The sequence below is a fragment of the Pantoea sp. F_5 genome (assembly GCF_008631595.1).
GTDB classification, from domain to species: domain Bacteria; phylum Pseudomonadota; class Gammaproteobacteria; order Enterobacterales; family Enterobacteriaceae; genus Pantoea; species Pantoea gossypiicola.
The window spans coordinates 51,180-73,286 of the sequence record NZ_VWUO01000009.1 but is presented as its reverse complement, the minus strand read 5'-3'; the positions used below and the strand labels follow the sequence as shown (position 1 = coordinate 73,286).

General features: G+C 53.8%; 18 protein-coding genes and 7 tRNA genes. 21 read left to right on the top strand and 4 right to left on the bottom strand.

Annotated features, from left to right (window positions below; all coding sequences use genetic code 11):
• Window positions 1–162: 162 nt before the first annotated feature.
• Window positions 163–1,830 carry a glutamine--tRNA ligase gene (gene glnS / locus F3I44_RS13530; RefSeq protein ID WP_150012313.1) on the bottom strand — a complete coding sequence of 556 codons (1,668 nt, stop codon included), beginning with the start codon at window positions 1,828–1,830 and terminating at the stop codon, window positions 163–165.
• 152 nt (window positions 1,831–1,982) lie between these two features.
• Complete coding sequence (nagE, locus tag F3I44_RS13525; RefSeq protein ID WP_150012315.1) at window positions 1,983–4,007, bottom strand: N-acetylglucosamine-specific PTS transporter subunit IIBC; 2,025 nt, start codon at window positions 4,005–4,007, stop codon at window positions 1,983–1,985.
• Window positions 4,008–4,334: 327 nt separating this feature from the next.
• On the opposite strand from nagE, the gene nagB reads away from it, so the two are divergent.
• The 12 genes from nagB to F3I44_RS13465 all read left to right on the top strand — a co-directional run bounded on the left by nagB (window position 4,335) and on the right by F3I44_RS13465 (window position 11,221).
• On the top strand, window positions 4,335–5,135 hold the full coding sequence (gene nagB, locus F3I44_RS13520; protein WP_033751778.1) for a glucosamine-6-phosphate deaminase: 801 nt from the start codon (window positions 4,335–4,337) through the stop codon (window positions 5,133–5,135).
• Between the two features lie 62 nt (window positions 5,136–5,197).
• Window positions 5,198–6,346 carry an N-acetylglucosamine-6-phosphate deacetylase gene (gene nagA / locus F3I44_RS13515; protein WP_150012317.1) on the top strand — a complete coding sequence of 383 codons (1,149 nt, stop codon included), beginning with the start codon at window positions 5,198–5,200 and terminating at the stop codon, window positions 6,344–6,346.
• Between the two features lie 7 nt (window positions 6,347–6,353).
• Window positions 6,354–7,574, top strand: coding sequence for an N-acetylglucosamine repressor (locus F3I44_RS13510; protein ID WP_150012319.1), 1,221 nt, complete (start codon window positions 6,354–6,356; stop codon window positions 7,572–7,574).
• Between the two features lie 39 nt (window positions 7,575–7,613).
• Window positions 7,614–8,366 (top strand): HAD-IIA family hydrolase, encoded by a 753-nt coding sequence (locus tag F3I44_RS13505; RefSeq protein WP_013357117.1) that lies wholly within the window; start codon window positions 7,614–7,616, stop codon window positions 8,364–8,366.
• Between the two features lie 308 nt (window positions 8,367–8,674).
• Entirely contained in the window at window positions 8,675–10,342 is a 1,668-nt protein-coding gene (gene asnB / locus F3I44_RS13500) for an asparagine synthase B (RefSeq protein WP_150012321.1), read from the top strand.
• Between the two features lie 218 nt (window positions 10,343–10,560).
• Window positions 10,561–10,637 (top strand) — tRNA-Met (locus F3I44_RS13495).
• A 9-nt stretch (window positions 10,638–10,646) separates the two neighbouring features.
• Window positions 10,647–10,731: transfer RNA gene (locus F3I44_RS13490), tRNA-Leu, on the top strand.
• Window positions 10,732–10,753: 22 nt separating this feature from the next.
• A tRNA-Gln gene (locus F3I44_RS13485) sits at window positions 10,754–10,828 on the top strand.
• A gap of 35 nt (window positions 10,829–10,863) precedes the next feature.
• Window positions 10,864–10,938: transfer RNA gene (locus F3I44_RS13480), tRNA-Gln, on the top strand.
• Between the two features lie 22 nt (window positions 10,939–10,960).
• Window positions 10,961–11,037: transfer RNA gene (locus F3I44_RS13475), tRNA-Met, on the top strand.
• A 6-nt stretch (window positions 11,038–11,043) separates the two neighbouring features.
• Window positions 11,044–11,118, top strand: a tRNA-Gln gene (locus tag F3I44_RS13470).
• Between the two features lie 28 nt (window positions 11,119–11,146).
• Window positions 11,147–11,221: transfer RNA gene (locus tag F3I44_RS13465), tRNA-Gln, on the top strand.
• 103 nt (window positions 11,222–11,324) lie between these two features.
• On the opposite strand, the gene ubiF is transcribed toward F3I44_RS13465, so the two are convergent.
• Window positions 11,325–12,497 carry a 3-demethoxyubiquinol 3-hydroxylase gene (gene ubiF / locus F3I44_RS13460; protein WP_150012323.1) on the bottom strand — a complete coding sequence of 391 codons (1,173 nt, stop codon included), beginning with the start codon at window positions 12,495–12,497 and terminating at the stop codon, window positions 11,325–11,327.
• Between the two features lie 172 nt (window positions 12,498–12,669).
• Here ubiF and miaB point away from each other — a divergent pair, with 172 nt between their 5' ends.
• The 5 genes from miaB to lnt all read left to right on the top strand — a co-directional run bounded on the left by miaB (window position 12,670) and on the right by lnt (window position 18,327).
• Window positions 12,670–14,094: a tRNA (N6-isopentenyl adenosine(37)-C2)-methylthiotransferase MiaB gene (miaB, locus tag F3I44_RS13455; protein WP_150012325.1), complete on the top strand. Its 1,425-nt coding sequence runs from the start codon at window positions 12,670–12,672 to the stop codon at window positions 14,092–14,094.
• A 209-nt stretch (window positions 14,095–14,303) separates the two neighbouring features.
• Window positions 14,304–15,365 (top strand): PhoH family protein, encoded by a 1,062-nt coding sequence (locus F3I44_RS13450; RefSeq protein WP_013357113.1) that lies wholly within the window; start codon window positions 14,304–14,306, stop codon window positions 15,363–15,365.
• The gene (ybeY, locus tag F3I44_RS13445) at window positions 15,362–15,835 is read left to right on the top strand and encodes an rRNA maturation RNase YbeY (protein ID WP_150012327.1); all 474 of its coding nucleotides are present in this window, start codon (window positions 15,362–15,364) and stop codon (window positions 15,833–15,835) included. The genes F3I44_RS13450 and ybeY overlap by 4 nt, the downstream gene beginning before the upstream one ends.
• Before the next feature lie 82 nt (window positions 15,836–15,917).
• Complete coding sequence (gene corC / locus F3I44_RS13440; protein ID WP_150012329.1) at window positions 15,918–16,799, top strand: CNNM family magnesium/cobalt transport protein CorC; 882 nt, start codon at window positions 15,918–15,920, stop codon at window positions 16,797–16,799.
• 4 nt (window positions 16,800–16,803) lie between these two features.
• Window positions 16,804–18,327 carry an apolipoprotein N-acyltransferase gene (lnt, locus tag F3I44_RS13435; RefSeq protein ID WP_150012331.1) on the top strand — a complete coding sequence of 508 codons (1,524 nt, stop codon included), beginning with the start codon at window positions 16,804–16,806 and terminating at the stop codon, window positions 18,325–18,327.
• Window positions 18,328–18,391: 64 nt separating this feature from the next.
• Here the strand turns inward: lnt and F3I44_RS13430 are convergent, their stop codons facing one another.
• Window positions 18,392–18,619: a hypothetical protein gene (locus F3I44_RS13430; RefSeq protein ID WP_150012333.1), complete on the bottom strand. Its 228-nt coding sequence runs from the start codon at window positions 18,617–18,619 to the stop codon at window positions 18,392–18,394.
• A 142-nt stretch (window positions 18,620–18,761) separates the two neighbouring features.
• Between F3I44_RS13430 and F3I44_RS13425 the strand changes: the two genes are divergently transcribed.
• The 4 genes from F3I44_RS13425 to F3I44_RS13410 all read left to right on the top strand — a co-directional run bounded on the left by F3I44_RS13425 (window position 18,762) and on the right by F3I44_RS13410 (window position 22,082).
• Complete coding sequence (locus tag F3I44_RS13425) at window positions 18,762–19,658, top strand: amino acid ABC transporter substrate-binding protein (protein WP_013357108.1); 897 nt, start codon at window positions 18,762–18,764, stop codon at window positions 19,656–19,658.
• A gap of 280 nt (window positions 19,659–19,938) precedes the next feature.
• Window positions 19,939–20,679: an amino acid ABC transporter permease gene (locus tag F3I44_RS13420; RefSeq protein ID WP_150012335.1), complete on the top strand. Its 741-nt coding sequence runs from the start codon at window positions 19,939–19,941 to the stop codon at window positions 20,677–20,679.
• Window positions 20,679–21,356, top strand: a complete 678-nt coding sequence (gltK, locus tag F3I44_RS13415) for a glutamate/aspartate ABC transporter permease GltK (RefSeq protein WP_098051226.1) — start codon at window positions 20,679–20,681, stop codon at window positions 21,354–21,356. Before F3I44_RS13420 ends, gltK begins: the two co-directional genes overlap by 1 nt.
• Window positions 21,357–22,082, top strand: a complete 726-nt coding sequence (locus F3I44_RS13410) for an amino acid ABC transporter ATP-binding protein (protein WP_150019440.1) — start codon at window positions 21,357–21,359, stop codon at window positions 22,080–22,082.
• Window positions 22,083–22,107 lie beyond the last annotated feature (25 nt).

The following is a 22,107-nucleotide window of genomic DNA, read 5'->3' as shown; positions in this document are numbered from 1 at the left end:
CGGAAATTGATTAATTTTTTTAAACTCAGATTTCTCTCACAATGCAGCATTTAATCGGTTGCGGTTAGGTCAGAATAAATGTCGGCAATGATTAAAATCAGGGCAACAAAAAAGGGCGATAAGTCGCCCTTTTGTCATTTTATGAGGTCAGCCTCAAAAAAATTATTCGCCAGTTTTCGCCCAGGTATCACGAAGACCGACGGTGCGGTTAAACACCAGTTGCGATGGCGTAGAGTAAACGCTGTCGGCGCAGAAATAACCTTCACGCTCAAACTGGAACGGCGTGGTCGGTTCCACATCGCGCAGGCTCGGCTCCACAAAGCCCTGTTTGATCGCCAGTGACTCAGGGTTAATTACTGCCAGGAAGTCCTCTGCCGCGCCCGGATTTGGCACACTGAACAGACGATCATACAGGCGGAACTCTGCTGGTTGCGCGTGATCCGCAGATACCCAGTGAATGACCCCTTTGACCTTACGGCCATCGGCAGGATCTTTGCTCAGCGTATCTGTGTCGCTGGTACAGTAGATGCAGGTGATGTTGCCCGCTTCATCTTTAGCGACGCGCTCAGCACGAATGACATAGGCATTGCGCAGGCGAACTTCTTTGCCCAGTACCAGGCGCTTATATTGCTTGTTCGCCTCTTCGCGGAAATCGGCACGGTCGATCCAGATCTCGCGGCTGAACGGCACTTCACGCGTACCCATCTCCGGTTTACCCGGATGATTTGGCATGGTGATGATTTCGTTATGGCCTGCTGGCAGGTTTTCGATCACCACTTTCAGCGGGTCCAGTACAGCCATAGCACGTGGCGCATTCTCATTCAGGTCATCACGGATACAGGACTCCAGCGAGGCCATCTCCACAATATTATCCTGTTTGGTGACGCCAATACGACGGCAGAACTCGCGGATAGATGCTGCGGTGTAACCACGACGACGCAGACCTGAAACGGTCAGCATGCGCGGATCGTCCCAGCCTTCTACGTGCTTCTCGGTCACCAGCTGAGTGAGTTTGCGTTTCGACATCACCGCATACTCCAGATTCAGGCGCGAGAATTCATACTGACGCGGATGGACCGGAATGGTGATGTTATCCAGCACCCAGTCATAGAGTCGGCGGTTGTCCTGGAACTCCAGCGTACACAGCGAGTGCGTAATGCCTTCCAGCGCATCAGAGATGCAGTGGGTAAAGTCATACATCGGGTAGATGCACCACTTGTTGCCGGTCTGGTGGTGTTCCGCAAACTTGATGCGATAAAGCACCGGATCACGCATCACGATGAAATTAGAGGCCATGTCGATTTTAGCGCGCAGACAGGCAGTGCCTTCGGCAAACTCACCGTTTCGCATTTTCTCAAACAGCGCCAGGTTCTCTTCCACGCTGCGATCGCGATAAGGGCTGTTTTTGCCCGGCTCTTTCAGGGTGCCGCGATATTCGCGAATCTGATCCGGACTCAGCTCATCAACGTAGGCGAGACCTTTAGAAATCAGCTCGATGGCATAGTCATAAAGCTGATCAAAATAGTTTGATGAGTAACAGACCTCACCGCTCCACTCAAAACCCAGCCACTGGACGTCACGCTTGATGGATTCAACAAATTCCACATCCTCTTTAACCGGATTGGTATCGTCGAAACGCAGGTTGCATTGCCCCTGATAATCCTGGGCGATGCCAAAATTCAGACAGATCGATTTCGCATGACCAATATGCAGATAGCCATTGGGCTCCGGCGGAAAACGGGTATGCACGCAGCTGTGCTTACCGCTCGCCAAATCTTCGTCAATGATCTGACGAATAAAGTTAGTTGGGCGGGCTTCAGCCTCACTCATCTCAAAAATCCTCAATACGAATAACGGGTGATTTGTACCACGAAGTAACGGAGTATGATCCACAAAGCGTCTGAGGGAAACAACCGTTTGTTAAGCCTTTAAAACAAAAAAGGCAGGAATCGCTTCCTGCCTGTGGGGTTCTGTTGCGGGGATTAGCTTTTCACTTCATACAGCGGCGTTTCACCTGCCACCACCTGACCGCGGGCCAGTAATGTCAGACCGGCGAAATCATCGCTGTTGCTGACAACCACCGGACTCACCATCGAGCGGGCATTGGCGTTGAGGAATTCAAGGTCCATTTCCAGCACAGGTTGACCGGCGACCACCGTGGCCCCCTCTTCAACCAGGCGGGTAAAGCCTTTACCTTCCAGCGCCACGGTATCCAGTCCCATGTGCACCACAATCTCTACACCATTCTCCGTTTCCAGACAGAAGGCGTGATTGGTGTTGAAGATTTTCACCAGCGTACCGGCAATCGGAGCCACGACCCATTTGTCGCTGGGTTTGATCGCCAGACCATCGCCTACCGCCTTGCTGGCAAAGGCTTCATCCGGCACATCATCCAGCGCCACGACGTCACCGGTTACCGGTGCCAGCAATGTCGCGATGACTCGCTTCTCACTGTTCAGCACGGCCTGCGGCTTGACGTCAGGCTCCACTGGCGCATTGCTGGTAGCTGCTGCGACCGGACCCTTGGTCAGCACTTTTTTCATCGCCGAGGCAATGCTTTCGGCCTGGGTACCTACAATGATCTGCACGCTCTGCTTATTAAGACGGATCACCCCGGATGCACCCAGACGCTTCGCAACCCCCTCATTGACCTGAGCAGAATCATTCACGTTAAGACGCAGGCGGGTAATACAGGCATCGATGCTGGTTAAGTTGGCTGAGCCACCCACCGCACCGATATAACGGCGCGCCAGCGATTCAGTGGCCGTTTCATCATTGTCAGTTTTATCAACGTTAACGTCATAACCATCACTTTCATCACCTGCAACCGCCAGCTCACGACCCGGTGTCATCAGGTTGAACTTTTTGATGGTGAAGCGGAACACCACGTAGTAGATAACAAAGAAGACCAGGCCCTGCGGAATCAGCATGTACCAGTGTGTTGCCAGCGGGTTACGGGTCGACAGCACCATATCCACCAGCCCGGCGCTGAAACCAAATCCAGCAATCCAGTGCATGCTGGCAGCGATAAAGACCGCGATGCCGGTCAGGACGGCGTGGATGAGATAGAGCACTGGCGCCACGAACATGAAGGAGAATTCCAGCGGTTCGGTGATACCGGTAAAGAAAGCAGCAAACGCTGCAGCCAGCATGATACTACCCACTTTGACACGGTTCTCTGGACGGGCACAGTGGTAGATAGCCAGCGCAGCACCCGGCAGACCAAACATCATAATCGGGAAGAAGCCAGCCTGATAACGACCAGTAATGCCCACGGTTGCCGAACCATCTGCCAGTGACTGCGCACCGCCCAGGAATTTAGGAATGTCATTAATGCCGGCAACATCAAACCAGAACACCGAGTTCAGAGCATGATGCAGGCCGACAGGAATTAGCAGGCGGTTGAAGAAGGCGTAGATACCGGCGCCGGCAGAGCCGAGCTTCTGGATATGTTCACCAAAATTAACCAGACCATTAAACACCACGGGCCAGATATACATCAGGATAAAAGCAACAAAGATCATCAGGAACGAGACGAGAATTGGTACCAGCCGGCGTCCGCTGAAGAAGGAAAGCGCTTTAGGCAGCTCGACATGGCTGAAGCGGTTATAGATCTCTGCCGACAGAATACCGACAAGGATGCCGACAAACTGGTTTTCAATTTTGCCAAAGGCAGCTGGCACCTGATCCAAAGGAATTTTCTGAATCATTGACACTGCCGCTGGTGAGCAGAGCGTGGTGACCACCAGAAAGCCGACATAGCCAGTCAGCGCAGCGGCACCATCTTTATCTTTTGACATGCCATAGGCAATACCGATCGCGAACAGCACCGACATGTGCTCAATGATTGCCGCACCCGACTTGATCAGCAATGCAGCCAGCGCATTATCTGCGCCCCAGCTGACTGGATCAAGATAGTAACCCACCCCCATTAATATCGCTGCTGCTGGCAGGGTTGCTACCGGCACCATCAGTGCGCGCCCCACCTTCTGTAAATAACCTAACATACCCCTTCCCCCTATGAACCTGACTTGTCGCTTTGCGCCGCTTAATGTTGTTATGTCAGCTGCAAAGATCGTTAATACACTGCATATCACGCAGCGAAGTGTAATGATAAATTAATTCGCCTCGCAAATTAAAACCCTGGAAAATGTGACTTTTATCACTAAAAAACATCATGTCACACGGCATCATCTGGCTATCACCATAAACTTATTTTATGATCCGAAATATTGAATTACGCTCCGCCCGTAGCGAGAATAGACAATCTGCTCAGGCTGATGACTAACGCAACGGTTTAGCGATCCCCTTTCCATTTTTAATTGAGGTGAAACATGAGACTGATTCCATTAGCAACGCCAACCCAGGTAGGTAAATGGGCCGCCCGACATATTGTTAACCGCATCAATGCGTTTAACCCGACGGCGGACAGACCTTTTGTTCTGGGTCTGCCAACCGGCGGCACGCCACTGGAGGCGTACAAGCACCTGATTGAGATGCACAAAGCGGGCCAGGTCAGTTTTAAACATGTCGTGACCTTCAATATGGATGAATATGTCGGTCTGCCAAAAGAGCATCCTGAAAGCTATCACAGCTTTATGTATCGCAATTTCTTCGATCACGTTGATATTCAACCGGAAAATATCAACCTGCTGAATGGTAATGCGCCCGATATTGACGCAGAATGTCGTCAGTACGAAGAGAAAATTCGCGCACTGGGTAAAATTCACCTGTTTATGGGCGGCGTCGGCAACGACGGTCATATCGCCTTTAACGAACCGGCGTCTTCACTGGCTTCCCGTACCCGCATTAAAACCCTGACCCATGATACCCGCGTGGCGAACTCGCGCTTCTTTAATGGCGACGTTGATCAGGTACCTAAATATGCGCTGACGGTCGGTGTTGGCACGCTGCTGGATGCTGAAGAAGTGATGATTCTGGTTACCGGCCATGTTAAAGCACAGGCACTGCAGGCAGCGGTTGAAGGTAATGTTAACCATATGTGGACCATCAGTTGCCTGCAGCTGCATGCGAAATCGGTGGTGGTCTGTGATGAGCCAGCCACTATGGAACTGAAAGTGAAAACCGTGAAATATTTCCGCGAAATGGAAGCGGAAAATATGAAAGGCGTGTAACAGAATAGTGTCCTGCCCTGCTGTTACGTTAAGTGACAGCAGGCCAGGAAGGGAGAAGAGAGATGTACGCATTAGTAAACGGTCGGATCTACAGCGGCCATGAGATTCTGGATAATCACGCCGTCGTGGTGGCAAACGGGCACATTGCGCGCGTCTGCCCGCGTGAATCGCTGTCGGCTGATATTGAGCAGCGCGATATGGCGGGTGCGATTATTGCGCCGGGTTTTATCGATCTGCAGCTCAATGGCTGCGGTGGGGTACAGTTCAATGACAGCCTGGATGCGCTCAGCATTGAGACGCTGGAAACGATGCAGCGCGCCAATGAAAAGTCTGGCTGCACCAGCTTTTTACCGACGCTGATCACCAGCAGCGACGCGCTGATGAAGCGGGCGATTGAAACCATGCGCGCTTACCTGCAGAAACATCAGCATCAGGCATTGGGTCTGCATCTGGAAGGCCCGTGGCTGAGCAAAGCGAAAAAAGGCACCCACGATCCGGCACTGATTCGCCTGCCGGATGCGGCGATGGTGCAGTATCTTTGCGACAACGCAGACGTCATCACCAAAGTTACCCTGGCACCTGAAAACGCAGGCAGCGACGTAATTCGTCAGTTGACCGACGCCGGAATCATTGTCTCAGCGGGTCACTCGAATGCGACCTATGAAGAGGCGAAAGCGGGTTTTTCTGCTGGCGTGAGTTTCGCAACCCACCTCTACAATGCTATGCCGACCTTTGCAGGACGTGAACCCGGGCTTATCGGTGCGCTGTTTGATTCGCCTGATGTATACTGCGGCATTATTGCGGATGGTTTACATGTACATTACGCTAACGTGCGCAATGCAAAACGCATTAAAGGCGACAAACTGGTGCTGGTAACCGATGCCACCGCACCGGCTGGCGCTGACATCAGCGAGTTTATTTTTGCTGGCAAAACAATCTATTATCGTGACGGCCTCTGTGTTGACGAAAACGGCACACTCAGTGGTTCGGCCCTGACGATGATTGAAGCAGTACAAAACAGCGTCGAGCATGTCGGCATCGCACTGGACGAAGCGTTACGCATGGCATCACTTTACCCGGCACGGGCGATGGGCGTGGAAAGACAGTTGGGCTCGATCGAAGCAGGAAAAATCGCGAACCTGACTGTGTTTACGCGCGACTTTAAAATCATAAAGACGTTAGTCAACGGAGACGACGTCCTGAGCGAGTAAGCACTGAATGACCACTGGCGGCCAGTCACAAATAGGAAATGTCGATCTTGTTAAGCAACTTAATAGCGCAGCGGTTTACCGGCTGATTGATCAACAGGGGCCGATATCGCGCATTCAGATTGCCGAACTCAGCCAGCTCGCCCCCGCCAGCGTCACCAAAATTACCCGCCAGTTGATTGAGCGCGGCCTGATCAAAGAGGTAGACCAGCAGGCGTCTACCGGTGGTCGCCGCGCTATCTCGATTATCACTGAAACCCGTCACTTCCATACCATCGGGGTTCGCCTCGGCCGCAACGATGCCACCCTGACCCTGTTCGACCTCAGCGGTAAGTCGCTGGCGCAGGAGGATTATGCGCTGCCGGAACGCACCCAGGAGACGCTGGAGCATGCGCTGTTTAACGCCATCAGCGGCTTCATCGGGCAGCACCAGCGTAAAATACGCGAGCTGATCGCGATTTCCGTTATCCTGCCGGGCCTGGTTGACCCGATTAACGGCGTGATCCGTTATATGCCGCACATCTCTGTCAGCCACTGGCCGCTGGTCGCCAGTCTGAAAAAACGGTTCAGCGTCACCAGCTTTGTGGGGCACGATATTCGCAGTCTGGCGCTGGCCGAGCACTATTTCGGTGCAAGCCGCGACTGTGCTGACTCAATCCTGGTGCGCTTACACCGCGGCACCGGTGCCGGCATTATTGCCAACGGCCATATTTTCCTCGGCAGCAACGGCAATGTCGGCGAAATCGGCCATATCCAGGTTGACCCGCTTGGCGAGCGCTGTCACTGCGGTAACTTTGGCTGCCTGGAAACCATTGCCGCTAACGGTGCCATTGAGAATCGTGTGCGGCATCTGCTGAATCAGGGCTATCCCAGCGTACTGACGCTGGAGGCATGCCAGATGTCCCACATCTGCAAAGCGGCCAATCAGGGTGATGCGCTGGCCTGCGAAGTGGTCGAACAGGTAGGCCGGTATCTCGGCAAAGCGATTGCCATCGCGATTAACCTGTTTAATCCACAAAAAGTGGTGCTGGCGGGCGAGATTACGGAAGCAGAAAAAGTGCTGCTGCCCGCGATTGAAGGCTGCATCAACACCCAGGCGTTAGAAGCCTTTCGTAAAAATCTGCCGGTCGTGCGTTCGACCGTGGATCACCGTTCTGCGATCGGCGCATTTGCGCTGGCTAAACGTGCCATGCTTAACGGCATTCTGCTGCAACATCTTCTGGAAGACTAAGCTAACCCGCTGTTGTGGCGGGCCACATCGGATCTGACTATGACCATTAAAAGCGTAATTTGTGATATCGATGGCGTGCTGATGCACGACAACACGGCCGTTCCTGGCGCACAGGAATTTTTACAACGCATTCTGGCCAAAGAGATGCCGCTGGTGGTGCTGACGAACTATCCCTCGCAGACCGAGCAGGATCTGGCTAACCGCTTTGCTTCGGCTGGTGTCGAGGTTCCTGAATCCGTTTTCTACACCTCGGCCATGGCTACCGCCGACTTCCTGCGTCGTCAGGAGGGCAAAAAGGCGTATGTCATTGGTGAAGGCGCGCTGATTCATGAGCTTTATAAAGCGGGCTTTACCATTACGGATGTGAATCCCGATTTTGTCATTGTCGGGGAGACGCGTTCATTCAACTGGGACATGATGCACAAAGCGGCCTTCTTCGTGGCTAACGGCGCGCGCTTTATCGCCACCAACCCCGATACGCACGCGCGCGGCTTTATACCCGCCTGTGGTGCGCTCTGCGCCGGGATTGAGAAGATATCAGGCCGCAGCCCGTTTGTGGTGGGCAAACCCAGCCCCTACATCATGCGCGCCGCGCTGAATAAAATGCAGGCCCACTCGGAAGAGACGGTCATTGTGGGTGATAACCTGCGAACCGATATTCTCGCCGGTTTCCAGGCAGGTCTGGAAACGGTACTGGTGCTGTCAGGCGTCTCGACGCTGAGTGATATCGATGCCATGCCGTTCCGTCCGGACTGGATCTACCCTTCTGTTGCCGATATTGATCTGTTCTGATTCATTTTTCTTATGACGCATCCGGTTAATCTGTGATGCGTCCCCCTTTTTTTGCATGGCTCCCGCCTACTTTCCTGCCTGTTTTTTACTCACAAACGCCATTTCATTGCCGATCCAATAACAAAACAACATTAAAATTATCGTTTATTCAATTTTATTGCCATGTGAGCAATATTTTTATCAGTAAATCACGATTTCTCTTGCATTGAATGCACCAAATAGCGCATTTTCTTATCTATCACGCAGCGTCAGGCTGCCGGACAAACGCAAAAGATAACATCGCCGTAAGGTGAGATCAGGAGTCAGTTATGTGTTCAATTTTTGGTGTGCTGGATCTGAAAACCGATCCTGTTGAGCTGCGCAAAAAAGCGCTGGAATGTTCACGCTTAATGCGTCATCGCGGCCCGGACTGGTCAGGCGTCTATGCAGATGACACGGCTATTCTGGCGCATGAACGCCTCTCAATTGTTGACGTTAACAACGGCGCACAGCCACTGTACAACGCCGATCACACCCACGTACTGGCCGTTAACGGCGAAATTTACAACCATCAGGCGCTGCGCGCTGAGCTCAGCGATCGCTATGAATTTCAGACCGGTTCTGACTGTGAAGTGATTCTGGCGCTCTATCAGGAGAAAGGTGTCGATTTCCTTGATGAGCTGGAAGGCATGTTCGCCTTTATCCTCTATGACAGCGTTAAGAAATCGTATCTGATTGGCCGCGACCATATCGGCATCATCCCGCTTTATATGGGTAACGATGAACACGGCAACCTGTTTGTTGCGTCAGAAATGAAAGCGCTGGTACCAGCCTGCCGTTCGATCAAAGAGTTCCCGCCAGGAAGCTACCTCTCCAGCACCGATGGCGAAATCCGTCGTTACTGGCAGCGTGACTGGATGGAGTACAAAAACGTTGAGCACAACACCACCGATGCGGCTGGCCTGAAGCATGCGCTGGAAGAGTCGGTGAAAAGCCACCTGATGTCAGATGTGCCTTACGGTGTGCTGCTGTCAGGCGGTCTGGACTCCTCCATCATTTCCGCCGTGACCAAGCGTTTTGCGGCAAAGCGTGTTGAAGACCAGGATAAAAGTGACGCGTGGTGGCCGCAGCTACACTCCTTCGCGGTCGGGCTGGAAGGTTCACCTGATTTAAAAGCAGCAAAATCTGTCGCGGAACATCTGGGCACCGTGCACCACGAAATCCATTTCACCGTGCAGGAAGGTCTGGATGCGATTCGCGATGTGATTTATCACATTGAAACCTATGACGTCACGACCATTCGCGCCTCTACGCCGATGTACTTAATGTCGCGTAAAATAAAAGCAATGGGCATTAAGATGGTGCTGTCGGGCGAAGGCGCAGATGAAGTGTTTGGCGGCTATCTCTACTTCCATAAAGCGCCAAACGCCAAAGAGTTCCACGAAGAAAACGTGCGTAAACTGCAGGCGCTGCATATGTTCGACTGTGCCCGTGCCAACAAAGCGATGTCCGCCTGGGGCGTTGAAGCCCGCGTACCCTTCCTGGATAAAAAATTCCTGGATGTGGCCATGCGTATCAACCCTGCCGACAAAATGTGTGGCAGCAACGGTAAAATGGAGAAACACATTCTGCGTGAATGCTTCTCCTCATACCTGCCTGAGAGCGTAGCGTGGCGTCAGAAAGAGCAGTTCTCTGATGGTGTGGGTTACAGCTGGATCGACTCACTCAAGGAAGTGGCCGCGAAACAAATCAGTGACCAGCAGCTGGCAACCGCCCATTTCCGCTTCCCGTTCAACACGCCGGGTTCGAAAGAAGCTTATCTCTATCGTGAAATCTTCGAAGAGCTGTTCCCGTTAGCCAGTGCGGCAGAGTGTGTGCCTGGCGGTCCATCCGTTGCCTGTTCTTCAGCCAAAGCAATTGAGTGGGATGAAGCGTTTAAAAACATGGACGATCCTTCCGGACGTGCCGTGGGTGTGCATCAGTCAGCCTATAAATAACCTGACATAAAGCCACCAGAATGGGCCTGTTATGGCCCATTTTTTTTACGATTAGCGTTGTATTCACTGAAAAATTGCCGAATAAACCGCCAGGCTGGTTATAAGCCAGTCAAACAGCGATTATCTGGCAAAAAACGGTAAAAAACTTGTTGACGCTGTCTGGTCAACTCCGCATAATGCGCCCCGCAACGCCGATGAAGGTAACGCGAAAAAAAGATGGCTACGTAGCTCAGCTGGTTAGAGCACAGCACTCATAATGCTGGGGTCACAGGTTCGATTCCCGTCGTAGCCACCATCTTTTTTTGCGGGAGTGGCGAAATTGGTAGACGCACCAGATTTAGGTTCTGGCGCCGCAAGGTGTGCGAGTTCAAGTCTCGCCTCCCGCACCATTTCATTATTCGGCAGCGTGGATGGGATATCGCCAAGCGGTAAGGCACCGGTTTTTGATACCGGCATTCCCTGGTTCGAATCCAGGTATCCCAGCCAATTTCGATGATTCTCGTGTGCTGAGAACGGACGAATGGGATATCGCCAAGCGGTAAGGCACCGGTTTTTGATACCGGCATTCCCTGGTTCGAATCCAGGTATCCCAGCCACCATTGAAATGCAGTACAATTTGGCTACGTAGCTCAGCTGGTTAGAGCACAGCACTCATAATGCTGGGGTCACAGGTTCGATTCCCGTCGTAGCCACCATATAATTGGGGTGTCGCCAAGCGGTAAGGCACTGGTTTCTGATACCAGCATTCCGGGGTTCGAATCCCTGCACCCCAGCCATACAAAGACAATTTGAAAAACCCATTATTGGGGTGTCGCCAAGCGGTAAGGCACTGGTTTCTGATACCAGCATTCCGGGGTTCGAATCCCTGCACCCCAGCCAAATTGCACAACCAGGCCCGCTTTTGCGGGCTTTGTTGTTTTTGTCCCTTCTCCACCATCCAGATTACTGGCCCGCCCTGCGGCGAGCCTCAATGCGCATTGGGTTATAAACCCAGCGCGTAGCGCAATACCTGCCGCTTCAGTACGCCAGAATGTTCAGCAGCAATCAGTCCGAGATTTCGCGCAAGCCTCAGCGGTGCCAGCTGGTTGCTGAAGGCAAAATAAAAGAGATCCATCCCGCCCTGCATCAGCAGATTGTCTTTGCGACGCTGCCGGTGATAGCGCTGCAATACCCGCTCTGAGGCCCAGTCCTCCGCCGCATCGCGTGCGCTCACCAGCACATCAATCAACGCATCAATATCGCGATAGCCCAGATTCACGCCCTGCCCGGCTAGCGGATTAATGGTATGCGCGGCATCGCCGACCAGCGCCAGCCCTGGAAGGACATAACGTGAAGCATGACGGCGCACCAGCGGGAAGCCGCCCGCCGCATGGGCTTTAAACCGTCCCAACCGCGCCGGGAAGTGGCTGGCAATTTCTTTCTCCAGCTGAGCTATCGGCATCGCCTGAAGCTGACGCACTCTTGCGGGCGCGTCATACCAGACCAGCGAGGCCCGGTTACCATACAGCGGCAAAAAGGCGCGTGGTCCCTGAGGCGTAAAGTGCTGCCAGGTCGCATCCCCTGCCGGATGATCGCAGGTCACGCTGATCAGTAAACAGGACTGCGCATAGCTCCAGCCATGAATCCCGATTCCGGCCATCTGCCGCACCTGCGAGTTTGCGCCATCTGCACCCATCACCAGCCGGGTATGCAAAGCCATGCCGTCGTTAAGATCGACGCGCCAGCCGCCATTTTCTGGCTGCAGGTTTTCCAGCGTGGCCGGGCAATAGCAGGTCACGCCCAGCGACTGCATCTCCTCCCATAACGCCCGCTGAAGCACGCTGTTCTCGACCATAAAGCCCAGTTCAGGCAAGCCCAGCGAGGCTGCATCAAAACTCACCTGTGCGGTCTGCCACTCCCAGGTTTCCAGCCTGCGATAGGGCGCACTGCGCATTGCTTCGACCCGCGGCCAGACATTGAGCTGCTTCAGCAACGCCACCGAGGAAGATCCGATCGCTGAAATTCGCAGATCGGGATCGCTGTCGGCATCAAACGGCGCGGGTTCGGCACGCTCAATCACCGCCACGCGAAAATGTTGCTGTGTCAGACCACAGGCCAGCGCAGCACCGACCATACCACCGCCGACAATCACGACATCAAACTGATTACCCTGCATTGCTTAACTCCCTCTCTTATTCCCGCCAGCCTGCGCATCGCGGGTCTGAATAGAGCAAAGTGTACCGGAAAACCCGATGGCTGGCAGAAAAGCCCTCAGGCTGGTCACCACAGCATCAAAGCATTACAATATGCGCCCCGCACTTCACTGCACTGAATCAATGGCTAGCGCGATGACAAAAAAACTGCATATCAAAACCTGGGGATGTCAGATGAATGAGTATGATTCATCCAAGATGTCTGATCTGCTGAACAGTACGCACGGCTATACGCTGACTGAGGTCCCTGAAGAGGCGGATATCCTGTTACTTAACACCTGCTCCATTCGTGAGAAAGCGCAGGAAAAGGTGTTTCACCTGCTGGGACGCTGGAGAAAACTCAAAGAGCGCAACCCGGATGTGATCATTGGCGTGGGTGGCTGTGTGGCGTCGCAGGAAGGCGATCACATTCGTCAGCGTGCCCCCTGCGTGGATATTGTGTTTGGTCCGCAGACGCTGCACCGCCTGCCGGAGATGATCAACACCGTGCGCGGTACCAAAAGCCCGGTAGTCGACATCAGCTTCCCGGAAATTGAGAAATTTGACCGTCTGCCGGAACCGCGTGCAGAAGGCCCGACAGCCTTTGTCTCCATTATGGAAGGCTGCAACAAATATTGTACTTTCTGCGTGGTGCCTTACACCCGTGGTGAGGAAGTGAGCCGTCCCAGCGATGATATTCTGCTGGAGATCGCCCAGCTGGCGGCGCAGGGCGTGCGTGAAGTTAACCTGTTGGGTCAGAACGTCAACGCTTATCGTGGTGCCACCTTTGATGGTGAGATCTGTACCTTCGCTGAGCTGCTGCGCCTGGTCGCCGCAATCGACGGCATCGACCGCATTCGCTTCACCACCAGCCACCCGATTGAGTTCACCGATGACATCATTGATGTCTATCGCGATACCCCGGAGCTGGTGAGTTTCCTGCATCTGCCGGTTCAGAGCGGCTCAGACCGTATTCTGACGCTGATGAAGCGCGCGCATACCGCGCTGGAGTATAAGGCGATTATCCGTAAGCTGCGCGCGGCGCGCCCGGATATTGAGATCAGCTCCGACTTCATCATCGGCTTCCCGGGTGAAACCCAGCAGGATTTCGAGCAGACCATGAAGCTCATCGCCGACATCAATTTCGACGTCAGCTTCAGCTTTGTCTATTCTGCGCGTCCCGGTACGCCCGCAGCTGACCTGCCGGATGATGTCAGTGAAGAGGAGAAAAAGCAGCGTCTGTGGATCCTGCAGGACCGCATTAACCAGCAGGCGCAGGCAATCAGTCGCCGCATGCTCGGCACCGTGCAGCGTATTCTGGTGGAAGGCATCTCCCGCAAGAACGTCATGGAAGTCTCTGGCCGTACCGAAAACAACCGCGTAGTCAATTTTGAAGGCACGCCTGAGATGATTGGCCGCTTTGTGGATGTTGAAATTGTTGATGTCTACACCAACTCGCTGCGCGGCAGGCTGGTACGTACTGAAGAAGAGATGGGCCTGCGTATGGTGCAAAGCCCGGCTTCCGTGATTGCCCGTACCCGCAAAGAAAACGACATCGGCGTGGGTCTGTTCCAGCCGTGATACCTGCTATATTGTGCGGCAGCGCGCATTGCGTTGCTGCCAGGTTCACACCACGACACTTGGTTTCTGAAAGTGCCGCCCAAATATCTCCCCTTAAGCTTGCGCCCAGGCGTTACGGCATAAATAATTTCGTTATGGTGCATCCGGTTAAGCCCAACGGTGCGTCAGACACATCCCATAACTGGCCCTGAGTGACCCAAAGGATTCGTTTGAATATCGAAACTCGTGAAATCGCCCTTGAACCGGCTGATAACCGTCGTCTGATGAGCCTGTGTGGGCCTTTCGACGATAATGTGAAACAGCTTGAGCGTCGTCTGGGCATTGAGATCAATCGTCGCGACAACGTCTTTAAGCTGGTAGGACGCCCACTTTGCGTCAATGCTGCCGCAGATATTCTCAAGACCTTGTATGTTGATACCGCGCCAATGCGTGGTGAGATCCCGGATATCGAGCCAGACCAGATTCACCTGGCGATCAAAGAGAGCCGGGTACTGGAGCAAACCGCCGAAAGCGTGCCGGAATACGGTAAAGCGGTCAATATTAAGACCAAGCGTGGTGTGATCAAACCGCGCACGCCAAATCAGGCCCAGTACATCGCGAATGTACTCGACCACGACATTACCTTTGGTGTCGGCCCGGCCGGTACCGGTAAAACCTATCTGGCGGTGGCCGCGGCCGTGGATGCGCTGGAACGTCAGGAAATTCGCCGCATCATGCTGACCCGCCCTGCCGTCGAAGCGGGTGAAAAGCTCGGCTTCCTGCCAGGCGACCTGAGTCAGAAAGTCGACCCTTATCTGCGTCCGCTCTACGATGCGCTGTTTGAAATGCTCGGCTTCGAGCGCGTTGAAAAGCTGATGGAGCGTAACGTTATTGAAGTTGCCCCGCTGGCTTACATGCGCGGTCGTACCCTGAACGATGCGTTCATCATTCTTGATGAGAGCCAGAACACCACTATCGAGCAGATGAAGATGTTTCTGACGCGCATCGGCTTTAACTCCAAAGCGGTGATTACCGGTGACGTTACCCAGATCGATCTGCCGCGTCACGTCAAGTCGGGTCTGCGTCATGCTATCGAGGTGCTGGCAGACGTGGAAGAGATCAGCTTTAACTTCTTCCACAGCGAAGATGTGGTGCGCCATCCAGTGGTTGCCCGCATTGTCACCGCTTATGAAGCCTGGGAAGCCGCCGATCAGACCCGCCGTGACCAGCAGGCCGAAGAGCGTAAACGTGAAGCGCTGGCAGCACAGAGCGCCACGCAGGAGAGCAAATGAGCGAGGTGATTCTCGACCTGCAGGTCGCCTGTGATAACACCGCTGATTTGCCTGAAGAAAGCCAGTTTCACCGCTGGCTCTCAGCGGCTGTCACCCCTTTCCAGCCTGAAAGCGAAGTCACAGTACGTCTGGTTGATGAAGCGGAAAGTCATGAGCTTAATCTGACTTATCGTGGCAAAGATAAGCCGACTAACGTCCTGTCCTTCCCGTTTGAAGCGCCGCCGGGCATTGAGCTGCCGCTGCTGGGCGATCTGATCATCTGCCGTCAGGTGGTTGAGCAGGAAGCGGCAGAGCAGGGAAAAAGCGTTGAAGCCCACTGGGCACACATGGTGGTACACGGTACGCTCCACCTGCTGGGTTACGACCATATTGAAGACGATGAAGCTGACGAAATGGAAGGACTGGAGACCGAGATAATGCTTGCTCTTGGGTATCCTGATCCGTACATTTCGGAGAAAGAAGACGCCTGAATCCTGAATTCAGGCTATCCGGCTGTCAGCACGGTTTGCTGACAGCACCTGTTCCTCACCAGAGAGATCTTTAAAAACCGCCATGAGCGACGACCATTCTCAAAACAGCGATGCACCCAGTAGTAAAAAGGGATTTTTCTCCCTGTTAATCAACCAACTCTTTCACGGTGAACCTAAAAACCGTGATGAGCTCCTGGAGCTGATCCGCGACTCAAATAATAAAGAGCTGATTGACCAGGACACCCGCGACATGCTCGAAGGGGTTCTGGATATTGCGGAGCAGCGCGTGCGTGACATCATGATCCCGCGCTCGCAAATGATCACCCTGAAACGTAATCAGAGCCTCCAGGAGTGTCTGGATGTCATTATCGACTCCGCGCACTCCCGCTTCCCGGTGATCAGCGAAGACAAAGATCATGTGGAAGGGATTCTGATGGCGAAAGACCTGCTGCCGTTTATGAGCAGTGAATCAGAGCCGTTCAGCATCGAGAAAGTGCTGCGTCCTGCGGTGGTGGTGCCTGAAAGTAAGCGTGTCGACCGGATGCTGAAAGAGTTCCGCTCCCAGCGTTACCACATGGCGATTGTTATTGATGAGTTTGGTGGTGTTTCCGGTCTGGTCACCATCGAAGATATTCTCGAGCTGATCGTGGGTGAGATTGAAGATGAGTATGACGATGAAGAAGATCGTGATATCCGTCAGCTCAATCGCCACACCTTCACGGTGCGCGCACTGACCGCCATTGAAGATTTCAATGAGGTGTTTGGCACGCAGTTCAGTGATGATGAAGTCGATACCATTGGTGGTCTGGTCATGCAGGGCTTCGGCCATCTGCCCGCACGTGGTGAAAGCATTGAGATTGAGGGTTACCAGTTCAAGGTGGCGATGGCTGACAGCCGCCGCATCATCCAGGTTCACGTGACTATCCCGGAAAATTCGCCACAACCCCAACTGGAAGACGAATAAGTCTATGGCATTAGCCTCACTCTACCCGCGCCAGCGGGTTCGCCTGCTGCTGGCTTTAATAACGGGTGCACTGGGTACCCTCGCCTTCTCTCCCTACGATTTCTGGCCTGCCGCTCTGCTCTCGCTGTGCGGCTTACAGCTGCTGACTCTGAACCGCACAAGCCCGCAGGCCACTGCAATCGGCTTTGTGTGGGGAGTGGGTCTGTTCGGCAGCGGTATTAACTGGGTCTATGTCAGTGTTGCCACCTTTGGCGGCATGCCTGGTCCGGTCAATGTTTTTATCGTGGCGCTGCTGGCGGCGTATCTGGCGGTCTACCCGGCGCTGTTTGCAGGCGTACTGAATCGACTCTGGCCGCGCACGACGCTATGGCGTCTGGCGCTGGCAGCACCGGCATTGTGGCAGATCACTGAGTTTCTGCGCGGCTGGGTGTTGACCGGTTTCCCGTGGCTGCAGTTTGGTTACAGCCAGATTGACGGTCCGTTAAAAGGCCTGGCCCCGCTGGCGGGTGTCGAGACCCTGACTTTCCTGCTGATGGTCGTCGCTGGCCTGCTGGCTTATGCCATGCAGCAGCGCAATGTCAGAAGCCTGGTGGCAGCGTTATTGCTGCTGGCCCTGCCGTGGCCGCTGCGCTACATCCAGTGGGTTCAGCCAATGCCTGAGCGCGCCGTCGACGTGGCGCTGGTGCAGGGGAATATCCCGCAGTCGATGAAGTGGGATCCACAGCAGTTGCTCACTACCCTGCGCATCTATAACGGTCTCAGTCAGCCCCTGATGGGCAAAGCGCCGATCATTATCTGGCCTGAATCGGCGATTACCGATCTGGAAAGCAATCAGCAGCCGTTCCTGCGTTCGCTGGATGACGAACTGCGTGAACGCGGCAGCTCACTGGTCACCGGCATCGTCGACTCACGGCTGGAGCAGAACCGTTATCACGACTACAACACGGTGATCGTGCTGGGCGGCAAAACCCCGTACAACTACTTCAGCGGCAATCGTTACCAGAAGAATCATCTGGTACCGTTTGGTGAATTTGTGCCGCTGGCCGATCTGTTGCGGCCGCTGGCCCCGTTCTTCGATCTGCCGATGTCGGCCTTCAGCCGTGGCAACTACCTTCAGCCGCAACTCAGCGTGGCGGGCTATAACCTGACCACCGCCATCTGTTATGAGATCGTGCTGGGTGAGCAGGTGCGGGCTAACTTCCATCCCGACACCAGTTTCCTGCTGACCGTTTCGAACGATGCCTGGTTTGGTCACTCTATCGGACCGTGGCAGCACTTCCAGATGGCGAGAATGCGGGCGCTGGAGCTGGGACGTCCGCTGTTGCGCAGCACCAACAATGGTGTGACGGCGGTAGTGAATGCCAGCGGTGATGTGGAGGCAATGCTGCCGCAGTTTACCCGCGATGTGCTGACCAGCAAGGTCACCCCGACGCAGGGGGAAACCCCGTATGCGCGGGCGGGCATCTGGCCAGTCTGGTCACTGACGCTGCTGGCAGCGCTGATAGCCCTGCTGCGCCGACGCCGATAACCTGTCCGATCCTTAAAGGCGAAGCCCAGGCTTCGCCTTTTTTCTTTACTGCCCCCGGTATATCTCACTCCCCGGACCACATACTCTGCTGCCTTTCTCGCCCTGTACCGCTTTCTGGCACGATGATTGCAGAATGTTTCACTGTTTTTCGCCGACAGGCGGGTTGCAGGCGCTGATGCCTGGCCGTTTGCACCAAAACAGTCGCCTCTGCTGCACCGTAAACGCGCAGAGCAAGATATTTGCCTTTTTTTGGTGCGGATTGCCTCGCAAAAAAGAAACTTTTTTGTTTCATTGCGTTAACAATCCGCTATGTTAGTGACTCTTCTGCGCCCGTTTAGCCCGCAGAATGAGCAGAAACGCAGCAAAAAACAGACACAACATCATAATCAGCACAGGTAATAGCCTGGGCCTTTTTCATACGAAGGAGTTGGAACATGCAACTACGCAAAGTGGCATTATCTCTTCTGCTGATCAGCGCAGCGGCGGGAGCGGCCCAGGCGGAAGATCTCAGCGGCACCCTGAAGAAGATCAATGACAACGGCGTCATTGTGGTCGGGCATCGCGAATCATCAGTTCCCTTTTCTTACTATGACAACCAGCAAAAAGTCGTCGGCTATTCACAGGCTTACTCAAACGCCATTGTGGAAGCTATTAAAGCGAAGCTGAACAAGCCGGATCTGCAGGTCAAAATGATCCCGATCACCTCACAAAACCGTATTCCGCTGCTGCAAAACGGCACCTACGATTATGAGTGTGGCTCTACCACCAATAACCTTGAGCGCCAGAAACAGGCCGCGTTCTCTGACACCATTTTTGTCATCGGCACCCGTCTGCTGGTGAAGAAAGATGGCCCGATCAAAGATTTCGCTGATCTGAAAGGCAAAACGGTGGTTGTGACATCAGGAACCACCTCTGAAGTGCTGCTGCATAAACTCAACGACGAACAAAAACTGGATATGCGCATCATCAGCGCCAAAGATCATGGTGACTCTTTCCGTACACTGGAAACCGGTCGTGCCGTGGCTTTCATGATGGATGATGCTCTGCTGGCCGGCGAACGCGCCAAAGCCAAGAAGCCGGATAACTGGGAAATCTTAGGTACGCCGCAGTCAAAAGAGGCCTATGGCTGCATGCTGCGTAAAGATGATCCACAGTTTAAAGCGCTGGTCGATGAAACCATTGCTAAAGCCCAGACCTCTGGCCAGGCAGAAAAATGGTTCGATACCTGGTTCAAACAGCCGATTCCACCAAAGAATCTGAACATGAACTTTGAACTCTCTGATGACATGAAAGCCCTGTTCAAAACGCCGAATGACAAAGCACTGAATTAACAAAAAAATACCCAATGGAGCTCAGATTGCATTAATGCGGCAAGAGAATGTATCCCGGAGAGCTTACTCAGGTAAGTCATTCGGGTGAGTGAACATAGCCGACCAAAATGCAGCCTGAAAGACGGCGGGTATAACAAGGGCAGCCTGGCTGCCCTCTCGATTGCTGAAACCGCGGCATGGACAGACAGACTGACACGGGTCGTTCCCCTGAGTCAGGAAATAAAACGCCGTTCATCAATCTTCAGGGTAGCTTAGCTACCCTTTTTTTCCGGAGCTCGTTATGGGTATCAATTGGAACTGGGGCATTTTCCTCGAACAGGCCCCGTTCGGTAACACGACCTACCTCGGCTGGCTGTGGTCCGGTTTTCAGGTGACGATAGCCGTCTCCTGCTGCGCCTGGATTATCGCCTTCTGCGTGGGTTCATTTTTCGGCATTCTGCGCACTGTGCCTAATCGCCTGCTGGCGACCATTGGCACCTGCTATGTCGAACTGTTTCGCAACATTCCGCTGATCGTCCAGTTCTTCTTCTGGTATCTGGTCGCGCCCGAACTGGTGGGCGAAAAGCTCGGCATGTGGTTTAAGTCTGAGCTGGACCCCAACATTCAGTTCTTCCTCTCTTCAATGATCTGTCTTGGCCTGTTTACCGCCGCCCGCGTCTGCGAGCAGGTGCGCGCAGCCATTCAGTCACTGCCGGCAGGACAGAAAAATGCCGGTCTGGCGATGGGACTAACGCTGCCGCAGACCTATCGCTATGTCCTGCTGCCGAATGCGTATCGCGTGATTGTGCCGCCGATGACTTCGGAAATGCTGAACCTGGTGAAGAACTCCGCTATCGCCTCCACCATTGGTCTGGTCGATATGGCGGCACAGGCGGGCAAACTGCTCGACTATTCTGCTCACGCCTATGAATCCTTTACCGCCATTACGCTGGCCTATGTCGCGATTAACCTGGTGATTATGTTGTTGATGAGTCTGGTCGAGCGCAAAGTCCGGCTGCCAGGCAATGCGGGAGGCAAGTAATGTACGACTTTGACTGGAGTTCGATTACACCCAGCCTGCCCTATCTGCTTAACGGCTTAGTGATTACCTTCAAGATAACCATTACCGCCGTGGTCTTCGGCATTCTGTGGGGCACCCTGCTGGCGGTGATGCGTCTGTCGAGCTTTAAGCCCATCAGCTGGTTCGCCAAAATCTACGTCAACCTGTTCCGTTCGGTGCCGCTGGTCATGGTGCTGCTGTGGTTCTATCTGGTGGTGCCGAGTTTCCTGCAGCAGGTGCTGGGCCTGTCGCCGAAAACCGATATCCGGCTGATTTCCGCCATGGTTGCCTTTTCGCTGTTTGAAGCGGCCTACTACTCCGAAATCATTCGTGCCGGCATCATCAGTATTTCGCGTGGACAGGGCAATGCCGCGCTGGCGCTGGGTATGACACAGTGGCAGGCAATGCGCCTGATCATCCTGCCGCAGGCGTTCCGCGCCATGGTTCCGCTGTTACTGACGCAGGGTATCGTGCTGTTCCAGGATACCTCGCTGGTCTATGTCTTAAGCCTGGCGGACTTCTTCCGTACTGCGTCCACTATTGGTGAGCGCGACGGCACCCAGGTTGAAATGGTTCTGTTTGCAGGTCTGGTCTACTTCGTTATCAGCCTGAGCGCATCGCTGTTGGTCAGCTATCTGAAAAGAAAAAGGACGGTTTAAATGATTAGCCTGAAAAATGTTTCTAAGTGGTATGGTCACTTTCAGGTGCTGACCGACTGCTCAACCGAGGTCAAAACCGGTGAGGTAGTGGTGGTCTGCGGGCCGTCCGGCTCCGGTAAATCGACGCTGATCAAAACGGTGAATGGCCTTGAGCCGGTTCAGCAGGGCGTGATTGCGGTCAACGGCACTGAGGTAACCAACAAAAAAACCAACCTTGCACAACTTCGCAGCCAGGTCGGTATGGTGTTTCAGCACTTCGAGCTGTTCCCGCATCTGAGCATTATCAACAATCTGGTGCTGGCGCAGGTGAAAGTGCTGAAACGTGACAAAGCAGCAGCCCGCGATAAAGGACTGAAGCTGTTGAAACGTGTAGGTCTCTCAGCCCATGCCGAGAAGTTCCCCGGTCAGCTATCGGGCGGACAGCAGCAGCGTGTGGCGATTGCACGTGCACTCTGCATGGATCCCATCGCGATGTTGTTTGATGAACCGACCTCCGCGCTGGATCCGGAAATGATCAACGAAGTGCTGGATGTGATGGTCGAGCTGGCGCAGGAAGGGATGACGATGATGGTGGTGACTCACGAGATGGGCTTCGCCCGAAAAGTTGCTAATCGTGTGATCTTCATGGATGAAGGAAAAATTATCGAAGACACCAATAAAGATGACTTCTTTAATAACCCTCAGTCTGACCGTGCTAAAGATTTCCTCGCTAAAATTCTGCACTAAATAACCTATGCGGGTCACCTGAGTG

Excerpts from the sequence above, each read along its gene's own strand:
- glnS (WP_150012313.1), bottom strand. The coding sequence starts at position 1,830 with ATGAGTGAGGCTGAAGCCCGCCCAACTAACTTTATTCGTCAGATCATT.
- nagE (WP_150012315.1), bottom strand. The coding sequence starts at position 4,007 with ATGTTAGGTTATTTACAGAAGGTGGGGCGCGCACTGATGGTGCCGGTA.
- nagB (WP_033751778.1), top strand. The coding sequence starts at position 4,335 with ATGAGACTGATTCCATTAGCAACGCCAACCCAGGTAGGTAAATGGGCC.
- nagA (WP_150012317.1), top strand. The coding sequence starts at position 5,198 with ATGTACGCATTAGTAAACGGTCGGATCTACAGCGGCCATGAGATTCTG.
- F3I44_RS13510 (WP_150012319.1), top strand. The coding sequence starts at position 6,354 with ATGACCACTGGCGGCCAGTCACAAATAGGAAATGTCGATCTTGTTAAG.
- F3I44_RS13505 (WP_013357117.1), top strand. The coding sequence starts at position 7,614 with ATGACCATTAAAAGCGTAATTTGTGATATCGATGGCGTGCTGATGCAC.
- asnB (WP_150012321.1), top strand. The coding sequence starts at position 8,675 with ATGTGTTCAATTTTTGGTGTGCTGGATCTGAAAACCGATCCTGTTGAG.
- ubiF (WP_150012323.1), bottom strand. The coding sequence starts at position 12,497 with ATGCAGGGTAATCAGTTTGATGTCGTGATTGTCGGCGGTGGTATGGTC.
- miaB (WP_150012325.1), top strand. The coding sequence starts at position 12,670 with ATGACAAAAAAACTGCATATCAAAACCTGGGGATGTCAGATGAATGAG.
- ybeY (WP_150012327.1), top strand. The coding sequence starts at position 15,362 with ATGAGCGAGGTGATTCTCGACCTGCAGGTCGCCTGTGATAACACCGCT.
- corC (WP_150012329.1), top strand. The coding sequence starts at position 15,918 with ATGAGCGACGACCATTCTCAAAACAGCGATGCACCCAGTAGTAAAAAG.
- lnt (WP_150012331.1), top strand. The coding sequence starts at position 16,804 with ATGGCATTAGCCTCACTCTACCCGCGCCAGCGGGTTCGCCTGCTGCTG.
- F3I44_RS13430 (WP_150012333.1), bottom strand. The coding sequence starts at position 18,619 with ATGAAACAAAAAAGTTTCTTTTTTGCGAGGCAATCCGCACCAAAAAAA.
- F3I44_RS13425 (WP_013357108.1), top strand. The coding sequence starts at position 18,762 with ATGCAACTACGCAAAGTGGCATTATCTCTTCTGCTGATCAGCGCAGCG.
- F3I44_RS13420 (WP_150012335.1), top strand. The coding sequence starts at position 19,939 with ATGGGTATCAATTGGAACTGGGGCATTTTCCTCGAACAGGCCCCGTTC.
- gltK (WP_098051226.1), top strand. The coding sequence starts at position 20,679 with ATGTACGACTTTGACTGGAGTTCGATTACACCCAGCCTGCCCTATCTG.
- F3I44_RS13410 (WP_150019440.1), top strand. The coding sequence starts at position 21,357 with ATGATTAGCCTGAAAAATGTTTCTAAGTGGTATGGTCACTTTCAGGTG.